General features: G+C 55.4%; 19 protein-coding genes. 6 read left to right on the top strand and 13 right to left on the bottom strand.

Translation table 11 applies throughout. The annotated features are described in order from the left end of the window. Window positions 1–279: 279 nt before the first annotated feature. The 9 genes from asd to leuC all read right to left on the bottom strand — a co-directional run bounded on the left by asd (window position 280) and on the right by leuC (window position 7,783). Window positions 280–1,392 (bottom strand): aspartate-semialdehyde dehydrogenase, encoded by a 1,113-nt coding sequence (gene asd / locus BN873_RS08200; RefSeq protein WP_048672719.1) that lies wholly within the window; start codon window positions 1,390–1,392, stop codon window positions 280–282. Between the two features lie 64 nt (window positions 1,393–1,456). Further along, the gene (locus BN873_RS08195; RefSeq protein ID WP_048672715.1) at window positions 1,457–2,020 is read right to left on the bottom strand and encodes a Uma2 family endonuclease; all 564 of its coding nucleotides are present in this window, start codon (window positions 2,018–2,020) and stop codon (window positions 1,457–1,459) included. A gap of 24 nt (window positions 2,021–2,044) precedes the next feature. Further along, on the bottom strand, window positions 2,045–2,428 hold the full coding sequence (locus BN873_RS08190) for a DUF5615 family PIN-like protein (RefSeq protein ID WP_048672714.1): 384 nt from the start codon (window positions 2,426–2,428) through the stop codon (window positions 2,045–2,047). Continuing rightward, on the bottom strand, window positions 2,425–2,658 hold the full coding sequence (locus tag BN873_RS19385; protein WP_082161167.1) for a DUF433 domain-containing protein: 234 nt from the start codon (window positions 2,656–2,658) through the stop codon (window positions 2,425–2,427). The genes BN873_RS08190 and BN873_RS19385 overlap by 4 nt, the downstream gene beginning before the upstream one ends. A 144-nt stretch (window positions 2,659–2,802) precedes the next feature. Then, a complete protein-coding gene (locus BN873_RS20840; RefSeq protein WP_082161166.1) occupies window positions 2,803–3,717 on the bottom strand; it encodes an HNH endonuclease in 915 nt (304 codons plus the stop codon). Window positions 3,718–3,951: 234 nt separating this feature from the next. After that, a complete protein-coding gene (gene leuB, locus BN873_RS08185; RefSeq protein ID WP_048672713.1) occupies window positions 3,952–5,034 on the bottom strand; it encodes a 3-isopropylmalate dehydrogenase in 1,083 nt (360 codons plus the stop codon). Window positions 5,035–5,055: 21 nt separating this feature from the next. Continuing rightward, complete coding sequence (gene leuD / locus BN873_RS08180) at window positions 5,056–5,694, bottom strand: 3-isopropylmalate dehydratase small subunit (RefSeq protein WP_048672711.1); 639 nt, start codon at window positions 5,692–5,694, stop codon at window positions 5,056–5,058. Between the two features lie 22 nt (window positions 5,695–5,716). After that, on the bottom strand, window positions 5,717–6,367 hold the full coding sequence (locus tag BN873_RS08175) for a glutathione S-transferase family protein (protein WP_048672709.1): 651 nt from the start codon (window positions 6,365–6,367) through the stop codon (window positions 5,717–5,719). Window positions 6,368–6,379: 12 nt separating this feature from the next. Continuing rightward, window positions 6,380–7,783: a 3-isopropylmalate dehydratase large subunit gene (gene leuC / locus BN873_RS08170; RefSeq protein WP_048672706.1), complete on the bottom strand. Its 1,404-nt coding sequence runs from the start codon at window positions 7,781–7,783 to the stop codon at window positions 6,380–6,382. Window positions 7,784–7,945: 162 nt separating this feature from the next. On the opposite strand from leuC, the gene BN873_RS08165 reads away from it, so the two are divergent. From BN873_RS08165 to BN873_RS08155, 3 genes are read left to right on the top strand one after another with little or no spacing between them, the layout of a single operon-like run. After that, the gene (locus BN873_RS08165; protein WP_048672704.1) at window positions 7,946–8,836 is read left to right on the top strand and encodes a LysR family transcriptional regulator; all 891 of its coding nucleotides are present in this window, start codon (window positions 7,946–7,948) and stop codon (window positions 8,834–8,836) included. Further along, entirely contained in the window at window positions 8,833–9,573 is a 741-nt protein-coding gene (locus BN873_RS08160) for an SDR family NAD(P)-dependent oxidoreductase (RefSeq protein ID WP_048672702.1), read from the top strand. Before BN873_RS08165 ends, BN873_RS08160 begins: the two co-directional genes overlap by 4 nt. Window positions 9,574–9,584: 11 nt before the next feature. Next, window positions 9,585–10,502 (top strand): SAM-dependent methyltransferase, encoded by a 918-nt coding sequence (locus BN873_RS08155; protein ID WP_048672699.1) that lies wholly within the window; start codon window positions 9,585–9,587, stop codon window positions 10,500–10,502. 9 nt (window positions 10,503–10,511) lie between these two features. Here the strand turns inward: BN873_RS08155 and BN873_RS08150 are convergent, their stop codons facing one another. From BN873_RS08150 to BN873_RS08140, 3 genes are all read right to left on the bottom strand, one after another. After that, window positions 10,512–11,078, bottom strand: a complete 567-nt coding sequence (locus BN873_RS08150; protein WP_048672696.1) for a cytochrome b — start codon at window positions 11,076–11,078, stop codon at window positions 10,512–10,514. A 77-nt stretch (window positions 11,079–11,155) separates the two neighbouring features. Then, a complete protein-coding gene (locus tag BN873_RS08145) occupies window positions 11,156–11,446 on the bottom strand; it encodes an encapsulin-associated ferritin-like protein (RefSeq protein WP_048672694.1) in 291 nt (96 codons plus the stop codon). A gap of 114 nt (window positions 11,447–11,560) precedes the next feature. Then, entirely contained in the window at window positions 11,561–12,106 is a 546-nt protein-coding gene (locus BN873_RS08140; RefSeq protein ID WP_048672691.1) for a Smr/MutS family protein, read from the bottom strand. Window positions 12,107–12,213: 107 nt separating this feature from the next. On the opposite strand from BN873_RS08140, the gene surE reads away from it, so the two are divergent. After that, window positions 12,214–12,963, top strand: coding sequence for a 5'/3'-nucleotidase SurE (surE, locus tag BN873_RS08135; RefSeq protein ID WP_048672689.1), 750 nt, complete (start codon window positions 12,214–12,216; stop codon window positions 12,961–12,963). Window positions 12,964–13,240: 277 nt separating this feature from the next. Beyond that, window positions 13,241–14,254 (top strand): RNA polymerase sigma factor RpoS, encoded by a 1,014-nt coding sequence (gene rpoS / locus BN873_RS08130; RefSeq protein ID WP_048672686.1) that lies wholly within the window; start codon window positions 13,241–13,243, stop codon window positions 14,252–14,254. A 78-nt stretch (window positions 14,255–14,332) separates the two neighbouring features. Here rpoS and BN873_RS08125 read toward each other — a convergent pair whose 3' ends face one another. Beyond that, window positions 14,333–14,710: an Mth938-like domain-containing protein gene (locus tag BN873_RS08125; RefSeq protein ID WP_048672683.1), complete on the bottom strand. Its 378-nt coding sequence runs from the start codon at window positions 14,708–14,710 to the stop codon at window positions 14,333–14,335. A 189-nt stretch (window positions 14,711–14,899) separates the two neighbouring features. On the opposite strand from BN873_RS08125, the gene BN873_RS08120 reads away from it, so the two are divergent. Continuing rightward, window positions 14,900–15,604 carry an MBL fold metallo-hydrolase gene (locus tag BN873_RS08120; protein ID WP_048672681.1) on the top strand — a complete coding sequence of 235 codons (705 nt, stop codon included), beginning with the start codon at window positions 14,900–14,902 and terminating at the stop codon, window positions 15,602–15,604. Window positions 15,605–15,613: the final 9 nt, after the last annotated feature.

The following is a 15,613-nucleotide window of genomic DNA, read 5'->3' as shown; positions in this document are numbered from 1 at the left end:
CGTCGCAAGCAAAAACTGGATGTAATCTTCATCGGTCACTTTCGCTGGATTCATTCCGTCCTTTTACTCCATCAGATCCAACTGCGTAACTCCTAAAGCTTTGAAGTCGCGGTAGTGGGATTGATGAACGTGCATCAAGATCGTCATGATCTCGCTTAAGGTCAATCAGCTTGACCGTCGCCGCTGGCGAAGGCCGTCGCTCAAGAGCCGACGACCCAGCCCGGCATGAAGGCTTGCGTGGAGCTTCTTCGTGGCGTGGAGCTTGTTTTTACGCGAGATTTACATCTCCAACAATATCCGCAACATCCGCCGCAGCGGCTCCGCCGCCCCCCACAACAACTGATCGCCGCAGGTGAACGCAGCGAGATAGCTCGGCCCCATGTTGAGCTTGCGCAGCCGACCCACGGGAATGCTCAACGTCCCCGTCACCGCAGTGGGCGTCAGCTCGCGGATCGAAAGGTCGCGCTCGTTGGGAATGACCTTCACCCAGTCGTTGGCGGCACCGATGATCTCGGTGATTTCATCCAGCGGCGCGTCTTTGGTCAATTTGATGGTCAACGCCTGACTGTGGCAGCGCATCGCGCCGATGCGCACGCAAATGCCATCAATGGGAATCGGTTGCTCGGAGCGGCCCAAAATCTTGTTGGTTTCGGCCTGGCCTTTCCATTCTTCCTTACTTTGACCGTTCTCCAACTGCTTATCGATCCACGGAATCAGGCTACCGGCCAGCGGTGCGCCGAAATGGGCGGTCGGCAAGGCGCTGGAGCGGATGGTGTCCGCTACCGTGCGGTCGATGTCCAGAATCGCCGAAGCGGGTTCACTGAGTCGATGGGCGACCGCGCCGTGAATCACGCCCATCTGCTGGATCAGCTCGCGCATGTTCTGTGCGCCCGCGCCGGATGCCGCCTGATAGGTCATGGCGCTCATCCATTCCACCAGCCCGTGCGCAAACAGTCCGCCCAGGCCCATCAGCATCAGGCTGACCGTGCAGTTGCCGCCGATGTAATCCTTCACCCCCCGCTCTAGTGCGTCGTCGATCACGTTGCGGTTGACCGGATCGAGAATGATGACCGCATCGTCCTTCATCCGCAGCGCCGAAGCGGCATCGATCCAGTAGCCTTTCCAGCCTGCCGCCCGCAGTTGCGGATAAATCTCGTTGCTGTAATCGCCGCCCTGACAGGTGATGATCGTATCCAGCGCCTTCAAGTCGGCAATGGATTTGGCGTCCTTCAGCGCGGGCGTGTCTTTGCCAATGGCCGGGCCACGGCCACCCACGTTGGAAGTCGTGAAAAATACCGGATCAATCTGGGCGAAATCATTTTCCGCCAGCATCCGATCCATCAGCACGGAACCCACCATGCCGCGCCAACCCACCAAACCGACTCGCATCATAACGCTGCCCTCAACTCAATCACTGGAATTTGGAGATTTTTGAAAAAACCACCTTAGCCTTTTATCAGTCATCGCCGAAAATATACTGTAGATCAATCTCGGTTTCTGCAAATGGCGGTATTCTTGCTTTTTTAATGGTTAATTCGGCCCCATATTCGATAGAAAAAGTCACATGATATTTTTCATTATCTAATTCATAAGCAATCAGCGTCTTATCTTCTGGGGAAATCACCCAGTAATAAGGAACCTTGTTACGTTGCAATAGTATGAAATTGTGAAATAAATCTTTTCTTTCGTGATTGGGCGAGGTAATTTCGCAAACCCAATCGGGTATCACATTCATGATTCCCGTCGGTCTATGCGGTACACGTTCCTTTCTCCACCCTGCAAGATCGTGGCAAGGACATTGGTGTTCATTATATTTAACGCTGATCTCGGTCATGATCCACCATCCACCCAGGCCATCTTTGCGCTTGAATAAGGCAACTTCATCAGCAATATTCGACTGGATCAGCGCGTGCTCGGAACGCGCCATCGGGCGCTTGATGATCTCGCCGTTGATTAGCTCAATCCGCTCTTCGGCTGAGTGCAGCAAATCAGTCACAGTTTTTAGCTCTGTTGCTTCCAAAATACCTCCATCTATTTTGAATGCCTATGGTTCATTTTTCATAAGATAGCGAATGCGTACCCGCGTGTCTTCAATCACCCAAATAGTATAAGGATGGATTTCAATATCTTTATGAAACAGCCTTTCACAGACGTGAATCACGTTAGTGGACTTCAAGCTCCTTAGTCGCAGATAGAGAATCCCGTAACATGGCTTTCCTTGATTAATAGCTAATGTTCCAAAATCTGAATCATGGGTGAGGATAAATCTTTGTTCTCGATAGGCCCTGTTTATCAGTTCTTCATCTTCAGTTCCGTACCATATTTGCTCTTTCGTATCGAGAACATCCAATCCTATGTTGCGAAGATATTCAACGACTTTTGGTGAGATATTTTCATCTGTAAGAAGACGGGCTTGGAGAAGCCTCATGCTGAGGTAGGCTCAAATTCCACATAGATCTCATTCCGAAAGGAATGGGCGGCATATCTGAGACAAGCATGAATATCATCTCTGGTAATATGTTGATAATCTTCGATTATCTCTTCCTCAGAGATGCCGGATGCTAATAGTTCTAATATAAACTCTACCGATAACCGGGTCCCTTTTATGACTGGTTTTCCTCCGAGTATATTGGGATTTGCTGTAATACGATCAATCATAATGCATACCTTTCCAGTGTTTTTTCAGTGATTTTATGAATTTGCCAGCCTTAAAATCTCGAAGTTTTGAGAAATCCTCAGGATTTAAGTTATGGATACGTATCTAATCATGATACTGCCTAGATTTCGCTCATATGATTTAATTTATCCATAGTGCCTTTTTCTATGGCAGTTTGGACATAAAGCCACGACATTTTTTAGTATATCTTTGCCGCCCTGAGATAATGGTATTATATGATGAACTTCTAAAAATAGCTCGTTTGTACTCTTATTTACGAATGGTGCGGGATTCCCGCAGTCTTGACATTTTCCTTCAGCGAGGCGTTTTGCCTGTTCGACAACGTATGGATTACGTAAAAACATACTTGTTCTTGTTTCTATTTTTAACGGGATTGGATCGTATGATTGCGCCAGCTCTGATAATTTTTTATTAGATATATGTTTTAGCTTTCCTTGCATTATTTTTTCATTTTCTATAACTGAATTGTAAGCAAATATCGGATTTGGAGTTTTTTCACCGATAACACGAGATAAAAATTCAATTGAGCCAACTGAATGGGCATTAATCATCTGAGGGAGAATTTTTGTTTTCGAGACTGTATACTCAATAAAACAAGAATTGCTATTTGATATGTAAGGAATCCATTTTTCAATATTTCTTTTGAATACAATACCTATTGAATTAGGTATTTTTTCTAAAATTTGAGGGGTTTTATTAAAACTTTCATTGTTGATTTCTCCAAGACCTTGCTTATAGCCTCTAAAGAAAAAGTCATTATGCCCTTGTTGGATTTCTATTGGCAGTTTCTGTTTCAGGCATAACACTAAAACTTGATGTTCGTACAATTCAATGCAATACTCCTGCCCAACATTAAAGCGAAGAAAACTACCATCTAATGCTAAGTTAAGATTCCAATTGCTTGGATCTATTTTATTAGCAAACTTTATTTGTTCGGATAAAAATAATACGATGTTTTTTCTATTAGAAGCATGAGAGTCTAGTAAACAGCTTATACACTTTTCTGCGTCGAAAACGCTATTTCTGTTTATTTTAGCCATTCTCCACGTTAACACTCCATAAACTATTAGGAGTTACGCAGTTGGATCTCTAACGCTCTGATTTTAAAAGAAATCGACTTGTGCGGCAGACAGCCGAAATCTTCTATTAATCAATCACTTAGAATTTCAACTGCGTAACTCCTAACTATATAAAAACAGGTTATTAAATCCTACCTATCCCACTGTAGTAGCGGGATAGACAAAATGTGGCACTACCTGATAGGTAAAAGCGATTCAATCCCCCACCATCGCCGCCACCACAGCATCCCCCATCGCCTGCGTACCCACCGGCGTCATGCCTTCCGCCATAATATCCAGCGTCCGCAAACCCTGATCCAGCACCCGACCGACCGCTTGTTCAATCCGTGCGGCGTGTTCCGGCTCGTTCAAGCTGTAGCGCAGCAACATCGCCGCCGACAAAATGGTCGCCAGCGGATTGGCTGCGCCCTTGCCTGCGATGTCCGGGGCAGAACCGTGAATCGGCTCATACAGCCCCTTGCCCTTCGCATCCAGCGAGGCCGAGGGCAACATGCCGATGGAGCCGGTCAGCATCGCGGCACAGTCGGAGAGAATATCCCCGAACAGATTGCCGGTGACGATCACGTCAAACTGCTTCGGTGCTCGCACTAATTGCATGGCGGCGTTATCCACATACTGATGAGACAACGCCACATCGGGATAATCTCGCGCCACCCGCTCGACCACTTCCCGCCACAGTTCGGAGGTTTCCAGCACGTTAGCCTTGTCCACCGAGCAGACCTTGCGATGACGCTTGCGGGCTGCCTCGAACGCCGCCCGTGCGATGCGCTCGATTTCCGATTCGCGGTACAACATGGTGTTGAAGCCTTCCCGCTCGCCGTTTTCCAGGGTGCGGATGCCACGGGGCTGACCGAAATAAATGTCACCGTTCAACTCACGCACGATCAGCAGATCCAGATCGGCCACCAGTTCCGGCTTCAACGAAGACGCCGCCGCCAACTGCGGATAGAGAATCGCCGGGCGCAGATTGGCGAACAGTTCTAAATCAGCGCGAATCGCCAACAGGCCACGTTCCGGGCGCAAGGGTCGTTCCAGCATCTCCCACTTTGGGCCGCCGACTGCACCCAACAGAATAGCGTCAGCGGCCCGCGCTTTCTGGCGGGTTTCATCGGGATACGGCGCACCCAGCGCATCCACCGCACAACCGCCCAGCAGGCCGTAGTCCAGCGCGATGTCCAGCCCGTATTCCTGTTGCAGATATTGCAGGATTTTCGCACTTTCGGTGACGATTTCCGGGCCGATGCCATCGCCAGGAAGCACTAACACCTTGTGAGTCATCGGCTTTCCTCTAGCGGGCGATCAGGCGAACAGCCACGGCGTATCGTGCTGCCGCCGGGTTTCATAAGCGCGAATTTCATCAGCATGGCGCAAGGTCAGGCCGATGTCGTCCCAGCCGTTCAGCAGGCATTCCTTGCGGAACGGATCGACTTCAAAGCGGAAGGTCTCTCCACCCGGCGTGGTGACGGTTTGCGCCGCCAAATCCACCCGCAACCGATAACCGGGCGTGGCTTCGACTTCGCGGAACAGGCGATCCACAATTTCGGCGGCCAGCGGAATCGGCAACAAGCCGGATTTGAAGCTGTTGGAAAAGAAAATATCGGCGAAGCTCGGCGCGATCATGCAGCGGATACCGTATTCCTCCAGCGCCCACACCGCGTGCTCGCGCGAGGAGCCACAGCCGAAATTCTCCCGGCCCAGCAGAATCGTAGCGCCCTGGTAGCGCGGCTGATTCAGCGCAAACTCGGTGCGGCGCGGCCGATTGGAACAATCCATGCCCGGTTCGCCGTGATCGTGATAGCGCCATTCATCGAACAGAAAATCGCCGAAACCGGTGCGCTTGATCGATTTCAAAAACTGCTTGGGGATGATGGCGTCGGTATCGACATTGGCGCGATCCACTGCAACCACCAAACCATCCAACTGGGTAAAGGCTTTCATAGCTAAAACTCCCGGCCGGGTCTCAAAGGCCCACTTCTTCGGATTCGATGACTTCGGGTTCTTGTTCGGCGGTGGCCATCCACGCTTGCAAGTGTGGGTCGGCCATCCAGGTAGCGACATATTCATTCAGTACGCCAGGCCGGGTCACGCCATACGGCACAAAGCGCAGCACCACCGGCGCAAACATGGCGTCGGCGATGGAAAATTTACCGAACAACCACGGACCACCTGCGCCGAAGCGGCTGCGACAGTCCAGCCAAATCGCCTCGATTCGGTTGATGTCGGCGGCGACTTCCGGGGTGATCTCCACCGAACGGCCACGGGCGCGAGCGTTCATCGGCATTCCACCGCGCAGCGGGGTGAAGCCGGAGTGCATCTCCGCGCTGACCGAGCGGGCGATAGCGCGGGCGGCTGAATCGGACGGCCACAGGGACGGTACGCGCTCGGCCAGATACTCGCAAATTGCCAATGAATCCCAGACCACGAAATCACCCTCGCGCCAGACCGGCACCCTGAGCGACGGCGAATAACGCTGGATTTGCTCGTTGCCTTCGGGCGTAAACAACGAAACCCGGATTTCCTCGAAGTCGATCCCGGCATGACGCGCCGCCAGCCACGGCCGTAGCGACCACGAGGAATAATTTTTGTTGCCAATCACCAATTGCGGACGCATGGGAAAGATCTCCTAAAAGCGACGAACATCGACGAAATGACCGGCCAGCGCCGCCGCCGCCGCCATCGCCGGACTGACCAGATGGGTGCGACCACCGACGCCTTGCCGACCCTCGAAATTGCGGTTCGAGGTCGAGGCGCAATGCTCGCCCGCCAACAGCCGGTCGGCGTTCATCGCCAGACACATCGAACAGCCCTGCTCGCGCCACTCGAAACCGGCAGCGGTAAACACCTTATCCAGCCCTTCCGCTTCCGCTTGCTGCTTGACCAAACCGGAACCGGGCACCACCAGCGCCTGTTTCAGGCTGGAGGCGACCTTGCGGCCCTTGATGACCGCCGCCGCCGCCCGTAAATCCTCGATGCGGCCATTGGTACAGGAGCCGATAAACACTCGATCCAGCTTGATCTGGGTCATTGGGGTATTCGGCTGTAAGCCCATGTACCGCAACGCCTGTTCCATGCTTTGCCGCTTGACCGGATCGGCTTCGCGGCTGGGATCGGGCACTGCGCCATCGACCGAAGTCACCATTTCCGGCGAGGTGCCCCAGGTCACTTGCGGCTGAATTACGGCCGCGTCCAGCGTCACCACCTGATCGAAGGTCGCATCGGCGTCACTGTGCAACTCCCGCCACGCCGCCGCCGCCCGTTCCCACAACGCGCCTTGCGGAGCGGAAGGCCGACCCTTGACGTACTCAATGGTCTTGTCATCCGCTGCCACCATCCCGGCACGCGCACCCGCTTCGATGGCCATGTTGCAGATGGTCATTCGGCCTTCCATGCTCAACGCCTGGATGGCGGAACCGCCAAATTCAATGGCATAGCCCGTACCGCCCGCCGTGCCGATCTTGCCGATGATCGCCAAGATGATGTCCTTGGCGGTCACGCCCGGCCCCAGTTGGCCATCGACTCGCACCAGCATGGATTTAGCTTTTTTCTGGATCAGGCATTGGGTGGCCATGACGTGCTCGACCTCGGAGGTGCCGATGCCGAAGGCCAGCGCTGCGAATGCGCCGTGGGTGGAGGTATGGGAATCGCCACAGACAATGGTCATACCGGGCAAGGTCGCGCCCTGTTCCGGGCCGACGACGTGGACGATGCCGCGCCGCTGATCGCCAATCGGGAAATAGCGCAATTTGAGATCACGGGCGTTGGCATCCAGCGTTTCCACTTGCAGCCGGGACACCGGATCGGCGATGGTGGTAAAACCGGGATCGGTCGGGGTGTTGTGATCGGCCATCGCTACCATCGACTCGCGCCGCCACGGTTGCCGACCAGTGAGTTTCAGCCCCTCGAATGCCTGCGGCGAGGTGACTTCATGCACCAGATGGCGGTCGATGTACAAAAGCGTCGTCCCGTCGGGATCGGTGCGCACCACATGGGCATCCCACAGCTTGTCGTAAAGCGTCTTGCCGGCCATTGCGTCATTCCTCACAGGATGAAGTCCCTTTCCTTTGGGAGAGGGGCGTTTTCGGAGATGTAACTAAGCTTAAAGCGTGATTTTTGATAAAACAAATTCATATTTTTTATTGAATCTATAAAATACAGGAATTGATAAGCCGCTCCCGGAAAGCCAAATGTTATGGACATCGCCAGCCTGCACGCCTTTGTCACCATCGCCGACCACGGTACGTTTTCGTCCGCTGCCGACCGCTTGCATGTAACCCAGCCTGCCGTCAGCAAACGGGTGGCGACGCTGGAGGAGGAATTGAACGTCCGCCTGTTCGACCGGCTGGGCCGCACCGTGCGCCTGACCGAGGCCGGAAACCTGCTGCTGCCACGGGCGCGGCGGATTCTGGCGGAAGTGGCCGACGGTCGCCGCGCCTTGCGGAATCTGTCCGGGATGATCAGCGGCACGTTGACGCTGGCCACCAGCCATCATATCGGCTTGCACCGCTTGCCGCCGGTGTTACGCACCTTCACCGCCCGCTACCCGCACGTCCGGCTGGATATGCGCTTCATGGATTCGGAAGTGGCGTGTGGCGTGGTGCTGCGCGGCGAGGTGGAACTGGCTATCGTCACCTTGCCGCCGCATGTCGAAGCACCGCTGGAGGCATCGCCGCTGTGGCCCGATCCGTTGGTCATCGTCGCCGCACGAACCCATCCGCTGGCGCAATTATCGACGGTCGCCATGCCGCAACTGGCCCAGTATCCAGCTATTTTACCGAGCGAGGCCACGTTTACCCGGCGTATTTTTGCCGAAGAACTGGCCCGGCTCGGTGTGGATATTTCGGTCGCCTTCGCCACCAACTATCTGGAAACCATCAAGATGATGGTGGCGGTCGGCCTCGGCTGGAGCGTATTGCCGCGCACCATGCTGGATGGAGAGTTGGTGGAAATCCCGCTGGTCGGCTTGCGCCTGGAGCGGATGCTGGGCGTCGTGCGCCATACCGGCCATACGCTGTCGAACGCGGCGGGCGCGTTGTTGGCTATCCTGCACGATCAATCCACGATACCGGTAGAAAACTCATGAACTCCACTGACATAGCCGTATCCTCATCTCTGCAAGAACAGGTGGCATTGATCACCGGTGGCGGCCGGGGCATTGGCGCAGCGACCGCCGAAGCCCTGGCCCGAAAAGGCGCACATGTCATCATCGCCAGCCGCACCGAATCCGAACTGCTGGCTACCGTTGCCCGACTTCAGGACGCGGGACTGAAAACCTCAGCGCAGCCTTTGGATGTGGCAGACGATGCAGCGGTCGCCGCTGTCTTCGACGGAATCGCCAGTGAATTTGGTCGGCTGGATATTCTGGTCAACAATGCCGCTATCCTGCTCAGTGGCGCGTTTGCGGACATGGCGATGGCGGATTGGGATCGGCTGATGGCGATTAATCTGCGCGGTGCGGTGCTGTGTGCGCGGCAGGCGTTTCGGCTGATGCGGGAGCGCGGCGGCAGCATCGTCAATATCTCCTCGCTGGGTGGGGTGCAAAATACCGATAAATTCCCCGGCTACAGTGCCTACACCGTCAGCAAGTTCGCGCTTACCGGCTTGACCGAGGTGCTGGCCGCCGAGGGCAAAGCGCACAACATCCGCGTCAATGGCGTCGCACCGGGGGCAGTGGACACCGAGATGTTACGGAAGGCCGCGCCGCATCTGCGCACCCGCACCACCCCCGCCGATGTCGCCAAGGTCATTGCCTTTCTCTGCGATCCGGCTGAATCGGGTTGCATGACCGGGGCGACGCTGATGGTCAATAGTAATCTGTAAAAGGAAGCACGATGCGCCATAAGGTCATTGATCTGCTGGAGCAGGGTTACGACGTTCCCGATTGGCTTTTTCGGCTCGGTATCCGCTGGTCGCTGGGTCGGCAATCGCCTGCCAAAGCGAAGGATGCTGATTGGGACTGTGCGGCTACTCGCCAGCAAGATCACGATGTACCGCTGGGGTTTTGGCAAAACGTGCTGGGGCCTCGGTTGCACTACAGCGCGTGCTGGTGGCCTAAAGAAGCCCGCGATCTGGAAACCGCCGAAGCCGCCATGCTTTCCTTCATCTCCGAGCGCGCCGAACTCGGTTTCGATCAGGATATTCTGGATTTCGGCTGTGGTTGGGGTGCATTGGCGCTATGGATGGCGGAGTTCTACCCGGATTCGCGGGTTGTCGCAGTGTCGGATTCGCACGCTCAGCGCGTATTTATTGCGGCACGCTGTCGGGAACGAGGCTTTGGCAATGTTGCGATCAGCACTATCGACGCAATCAATCTTTTCGAGAGCCATCGCTTTGATCGGGTGATGTTAGGGGAAGGATTCGAGTCGATGCGCGGCTATCCAGAACTTGGCAAACAGCTTACCACTTGGCTTAAGCCAGGCGGCAAGCTGTTTCTCCATGGCATCACCCGCCGCCAAGGGGCCAACCCGCCAGAAGACGATTGGCTGCCGCTTTTCCAGGATGGTTTGAAATTAGAAAACCAGTGGTGTTTCGACGGCCGCCATTATCAGCGCACCCTGAACGCTTGGCTGGCTCAGCAGGATCGTCAACGGGGGACAATCATGGCCCTGTTTCGGGATCGCTACGGTTCGGAGCAAGCAGCGCGTCGATTCCAGCGCTGGCGGCGCTTCTTTATGACCCGGGCCGAAGTCTTCGGCTATCGCGCAGGGCAGGCGTGGGCTATCGGCCATTACCGCTTCGTCAAGCCTTGAGTCGCGTCTTCACGGTCGCCTAAAGGGCAGCATTCGATTTAAAAACCCATCCCGGTCGAAGAGATGGTGCTTGAGACCAAGGCCGACATGCCACGCGATAAACACGATGGCGGCGTAAGCGGTGACGATATGAACGACTTGCGCCAGCTTGGCCAAAAAGGCTTGTTTACCAATGGGGTTGGCCAGAGCAACCTCGCCGAACAGCTTGATGCCGAAACCGCCTGCCATCACAAATAGATAGCCGCTGATCGGCAACAAAAACATGCACCAATATAGCCGCGTTTCGTTGCGGTGTGAGATGGTCCGCTCCGCGTCCGACAGTGTTGGCGCCCAATCGGGCAAGGGTGTCGCTTTGCGCCACAGCCAGCGCGCCAGCGCCAACCCAAGCAGCACCAAACCGATAGACTTGTGCCAGTCGTAATAATTGCCCTGGGTCAGCCCAAACAGGGTTTGATCCCGCGCAAGCCGAGTCATGATATTGGCGCTGAGATATTGATAGACAAACAACAAAAAGACCGACCAGTGCAGGAAGCGGCTCACCGCACCGTAATCGGTGGCGGAATTTTTTAGCGGCATACGGGCCTCCTCGCGCGGCTCCCCGATCTCCCCTGGGTCTTACCGTTAAGAGAAAGGGGAACAGTCGGCAAGCAAGGTTATTCGTGGTCGTGGATGGGCTTATCGGTGAACAGATAATCCTTGAGTTCTTTTGCAAAGGCCGGGTCTTTGCGGCGCAGCCATTCGATTAGCATGGCGGCGTGTTCCTTTTCCTCGTCCCGGTTGTGGGCGAGAATTTCTTTCAGCGCTTTATCTTTGCAGGCATCGACCCGCTGGTTATACCAATCAACCGCTTCCAGCTCTTCCATCAGCGAGATAATCGCCCGATGCATGTCCCGCGTTGCTACTGACAGATCCTCGATAGGTTCATGATACCCTTCGTGCGCCATTTCGCTCTCCTCGTTGATTGCTGGTGAGATGGTTTGATTCAAGTATAGCGTTTATAGCGCTCCTGCCGATGGCCGTGCCTATCGCGATGAGACGCTGAGCAAGATAGCGCTGCCTCAAGGGTTGCGCCGCAGCAGCACGTAAATCGCACCGGTCCCGCCATCCATCGGGCGGGCCGAGCAGAATGCCAACACCTCGTCGCGCTGGCGCAGCCAGTGATTGATTTTTTGCTTCAGCACCGGCCCCCGGTGGCGAGAACCGTTACCCTTGCCGTGAATGATGCGTGCGCAGCTTAGATTATCGCGACGGACACGCTGTAAGAACACGGCCAAGGCCGTCTTGGCGGCGGCAACCGTCAGCCCATGGAGATCCAGCGCGGCGCCGACTTGATACTGTCCGCGCCGCAATTTACGCAACACGGCCTGCTGCACGCCCTGGCGACGGTAGTACAATTCCTCGCCAGTGTCCAAATCCGCCGGCTCGAAGTAGTCCGACACCATGTCGGCGACGACTTGCTGTTCGTCGGCCAACGTAAAGCGTGGGATTGGGCTAGGATGGAATTGCGTTGGCTCGATCCGATCACAGTGCAGTGGTTCGACTGGACCCACCGCCTGACGGAACAGTTCCCGATCACGGGGATCAATCGCAAACGGTTTGCGCATGGGGCGCCTCACTCCATCACCCAGGGCGGCGAATCTGTCATTTTAGCGTCAGCATGGCAGGATATCCTAGATTTGTCCCATCGCTTACTTCAGGAGAAAATCACACGATGCGCATCTTGGTCAGCAACGATGACGGATATCAGGCGCCGGGTCTGCTTCGACTGGTGACTGCTTTAAGTGAACTGGCGGAGATCACCGTCGTAGCGCCCGACCGTGACCGAAGCGGTGCCAGCAACTCGTTAAGCCTGAAAAATCCGCTCTACGTCACGCGCCACGACAACGGTTTCTATAGCGTCGAAGGGACGCCCACCGACTGCGTGCATGTCGCGATCACCGGCTTATTGGACAAGGAGCCGGATATGGTGGTTTCCGGGATCAACTGCGGCCCTAACCTCGGCGACGATGTGATCTATTCGGGTACGGTGGCGGCAGCGATGCAGGGCCGTTTTCTCGGCTTACCGGCCATCGCCGTCTCGCAGGCTTCACCGCGCCCTGAGCATTACGATACGGCGGCTCGCGTAGCGGTTTACCTGGTGCGTCGCGTGCGCGAGCGATCTTTGCCGCCCGATACCATCCTCAATGTCAATGTACCCGATCTGCCTTGGGAGCAGCTCGCGGGTTTTCAGGCGACTCGGCTTGGCCATCGTCATAAAGCCGAACCGGTCATCAAGAGCACCGACCCCCGTGATCGAACGATCTATTGGGTGGGTCCGGCCGGCCCCGAACAAGATGCTGGCCCAGGGACCGATTTTCACGCTGTGCGCGCTCATTACGTTTCCATTACTCCCTTGCAAGTCGATCTGACCCGGCATAGCGCATTAGGGATGTTGCGGGAGTGGCTGGATGAGAAAGACTAATAATCCCTATAAAACAATGGTTATCTAGTTTTTCCCGTGTGAATCCTGAGTAGACTCGCACGCTAAGAAAGGCTTATCATCCCTTTCCGCTTGGTGTCTGGAGCGCGCAAGGATCGCCGCGCTGTCCAAATAACCCAAGCACCGGTTAATAGGTACGGACAAAAAATAATTTGCCGCACCGCCGGTCCAAACCCAAACACAACGATAAATGGCGCGGCAGGCACTTGCCCCAGCGCCCACCCCCATACCCACCGAGCGAAGCGAGTCAGGAGGTAGTATGTCCCGACAGATCAACGCCTGTCTGGCGGCCGTAGTGTGTGACGACGAGTTGCATATCGACGACCCCCTACTGGACGAGGATAAGCTGGAGGAAGACGCCGAGGACGAGGCGATCACGCAGGAAGAAGAACTCGATACGGAAACGCCGTGGCCGGCACCCACCGCCAGCCGCGAATTTACTCAGGAAGAGTTGGACGCCACCCGCATGTATTTGGGCGAAATCGGTTTTTCGCCTCTATTGACCGCTCAGGAAGAAGTCTATTACGCCCGCCGGGTATTGCAGGGCGATACGCTTGCCCGCAACCGGATGGTTGAAAGCAACTTACGGCTGGTCGTCAAAATCGCTCGCCGCTACATGAATCGAGGGCTAAACCTTCTCGATCTGATTGAGGAAGGCAATCTGGGGCTGATCCACGCGGTGGAGAAATTCGACCCCGAACGCGGATTCCGGTTCTCAACCTACGCAACGTGGTGGATTCGGCAAACCATTGAGCGGGCACTGATGAACCAGACCCGCACGATCCGGTTGCCGATCCATATCATCAAAGAAATCAACGGCTATTTGCGTGCCGCGCGACAACTGGCGCAAACCCTTGATCACGAGCCGACCGCTGAGGAGATCGCACGGTCTCTCGGTCGCTCTGTGGCCGATGTGAAACGCATGTTGCAACTCAACGAGCGCGTCACTTCAGTCGATACGCCAATTGGGAAGGATGAAGATCGCTCATTGCTAGATGCGATTCCAGATGAAAATAATCCTGATCCATCGCAGTTGCTGCAAAACTTCGATCTCAACGAAAAACTGGAGTTGTGGCTGGATCAGCTCAACGATAAACAGCGGATCGTCATGAAGCGCCGCTTTGGGCTGGGAGGCCATGAGAAAGCCACCCTGGAAGAGGTCGGTAACGAGATTGGTGTCACTCGGGAGCGGGTGCGGCAAATTCAGATCGACGCCTTGCGGCGGCTGCGCAAGATTCTTGAAATTGAAGGGTTTTCGCGGGATTTCCTATAGCCGCTGACCGGCTACCTAACCCAGCATGTAGGACTGCTTGCTGGGTGGGGTTGACCGGCCACTAGGGGGGCCAGGGATTCAGGCCCCAATCATCATCAGAGCCGCCACGACTCGGCGGTTTTCCAGCATGACGATATTATAAGTACGGCAGGCGGCAGCCGTATCCATAGTTTCGACCCCGATCCCTTGACTGATTAACGGGCGCAGCAGCCGAGGATGGGGAAATTGCTGCCGAGTCCCAGTGCCCAGCAGCACGATTTCTGGCTCTAGCACAGCAATGGCTGCAAAGTGGCTTTCCGTGCAATCGGCCAAGCTTTGGGGTGGCCAGTCGGCGATGATCTTTTCTGGACTAACCAGCAGACTTTGGTGGAATTCCCGCTCATTGACGTTGATCCAACCCGGTCCATAACGGGTAATCAGGTAGCGGTTGGCGTCGCCTTCAAGGGTAAAACGCATGGGTCATTCTTCTCGGTTGAACTCTCTACCAGTAAACTTTGTGTCTTGTCGGGTGGGCGGGTAGGCATAGCCGCCATCAAGCCCGTTTCCAGCCGCTGCGCCCTTGTTGATCGGCTACTTTCACCACGCCAGCAGGTTCGCCTCGGACACTGGAAAACTGACCGTTTTGCACTTTGGGAGACGTCTGCAATGACCGCCAATCCCCCCTATACCGTACACGCGCTGGAACTGGGTCAGATGAGTAATTTTATCTACGTGATCCATGATCATGCCAGCAACCGCGCTGCTGTGGTCGATCCGGCATGGGATGCGCCGCGCATCATCGCCCTGGCTGAACAGCAAGGGTTGCGCATCACCGATATTTTACTGACCCATAGTCATTTTGATCATATCAACGGTGTCGAGGCGTTACTCAATCACAGCGATCCCCAGTTGCACCTGCTCAAGGCCGAGGCGCAGTTTTGGAATCGCTATCTTGATCTGCCGACGCTACACGCGGGCGGTGACCGCATCGAGCTGGGTGACACGACCATCGAAATCCTGCATACCCCTGGCCATACACCGGGATCGGCCTGCTATCGCTTGGGTGATCAGGTACTGACCGGCGATACCTTGTTCGTATTCGGCTGTGGCCGCTGCGATCTGCGCGGTGGCGATCCGACACAGATGTATCAAAGCTTACGCCGCTTGGGTGAGCGGCTACCCGATAATACAGTGATTCGGCCGGGTCATAATTACGGCATCACCCCGACCTCGACCATGACTGAGCAACTGGCTGGCAATCCATTCCTGCATTTCGACGACTGTTTGGGCTTCGTTGACTACCGGATGCACTTGCACGACCGCGAAGAACCGTACCGGCCGGAACTACGGCCACACCGTCACCCCCATTGAGCACAAGCC

Source organism: Candidatus Competibacter denitrificans Run_A_D11 (assembly GCF_001051235.1).
GTDB lineage: Bacteria > Pseudomonadota > Gammaproteobacteria > Competibacterales > Competibacteraceae > Competibacter_A > Competibacter_A denitrificans.
This window is presented reverse-complemented; position numbering and strand designations above follow the sequence as displayed.

Excerpts from the sequence above, each read along its gene's own strand:
- leuD (WP_048672711.1), bottom strand. The coding sequence starts at position 5,694 with ATGAAAGCCTTTACCCAGTTGGATGGTTTGGTGGTTGCAGTGGATCGC.
- BN873_RS08155 (WP_048672699.1), top strand. The coding sequence starts at position 9,585 with ATGCGCCATAAGGTCATTGATCTGCTGGAGCAGGGTTACGACGTTCCC.
- BN873_RS08120 (WP_048672681.1), top strand. The coding sequence starts at position 14,900 with ATGACCGCCAATCCCCCCTATACCGTACACGCGCTGGAACTGGGTCAG.
- asd (WP_048672719.1), bottom strand. The coding sequence starts at position 1,392 with ATGATGCGAGTCGGTTTGGTGGGTTGGCGCGGCATGGTGGGTTCCGTG.
- BN873_RS19385 (WP_082161167.1), bottom strand. The coding sequence starts at position 2,658 with ATGATTGATCGTATTACAGCAAATCCCAATATACTCGGAGGAAAACCA.
- surE (WP_048672689.1), top strand. The coding sequence starts at position 12,214 with ATGCGCATCTTGGTCAGCAACGATGACGGATATCAGGCGCCGGGTCTG.
- BN873_RS08125 (WP_048672683.1), bottom strand. The coding sequence starts at position 14,710 with ATGCGTTTTACCCTTGAAGGCGACGCCAACCGCTACCTGATTACCCGT.
- BN873_RS08140 (WP_048672691.1), bottom strand. The coding sequence starts at position 12,106 with ATGCGCAAACCGTTTGCGATTGATCCCCGTGATCGGGAACTGTTCCGT.
- BN873_RS20840 (WP_082161166.1), bottom strand. The coding sequence starts at position 3,717 with ATGGCTAAAATAAACAGAAATAGCGTTTTCGACGCAGAAAAGTGTATA.
- BN873_RS08160 (WP_048672702.1), top strand. The coding sequence starts at position 8,833 with ATGAACTCCACTGACATAGCCGTATCCTCATCTCTGCAAGAACAGGTG.
- leuB (WP_048672713.1), bottom strand. The coding sequence starts at position 5,034 with ATGACTCACAAGGTGTTAGTGCTTCCTGGCGATGGCATCGGCCCGGAA.
- BN873_RS08175 (WP_048672709.1), bottom strand. The coding sequence starts at position 6,367 with ATGCGTCCGCAATTGGTGATTGGCAACAAAAATTATTCCTCGTGGTCG.
- BN873_RS08145 (WP_048672694.1), bottom strand. The coding sequence starts at position 11,446 with ATGGCGCACGAAGGGTATCATGAACCTATCGAGGATCTGTCAGTAGCA.
- BN873_RS08165 (WP_048672704.1), top strand. The coding sequence starts at position 7,946 with ATGGACATCGCCAGCCTGCACGCCTTTGTCACCATCGCCGACCACGGT.
- BN873_RS08190 (WP_048672714.1), bottom strand. The coding sequence starts at position 2,428 with ATGAGGCTTCTCCAAGCCCGTCTTCTTACAGATGAAAATATCTCACCA.
- BN873_RS08150 (WP_048672696.1), bottom strand. The coding sequence starts at position 11,078 with ATGCCGCTAAAAAATTCCGCCACCGATTACGGTGCGGTGAGCCGCTTC.
- leuC (WP_048672706.1), bottom strand. The coding sequence starts at position 7,783 with ATGGCCGGCAAGACGCTTTACGACAAGCTGTGGGATGCCCATGTGGTG.
- rpoS (WP_048672686.1), top strand. The coding sequence starts at position 13,241 with ATGTCCCGACAGATCAACGCCTGTCTGGCGGCCGTAGTGTGTGACGAC.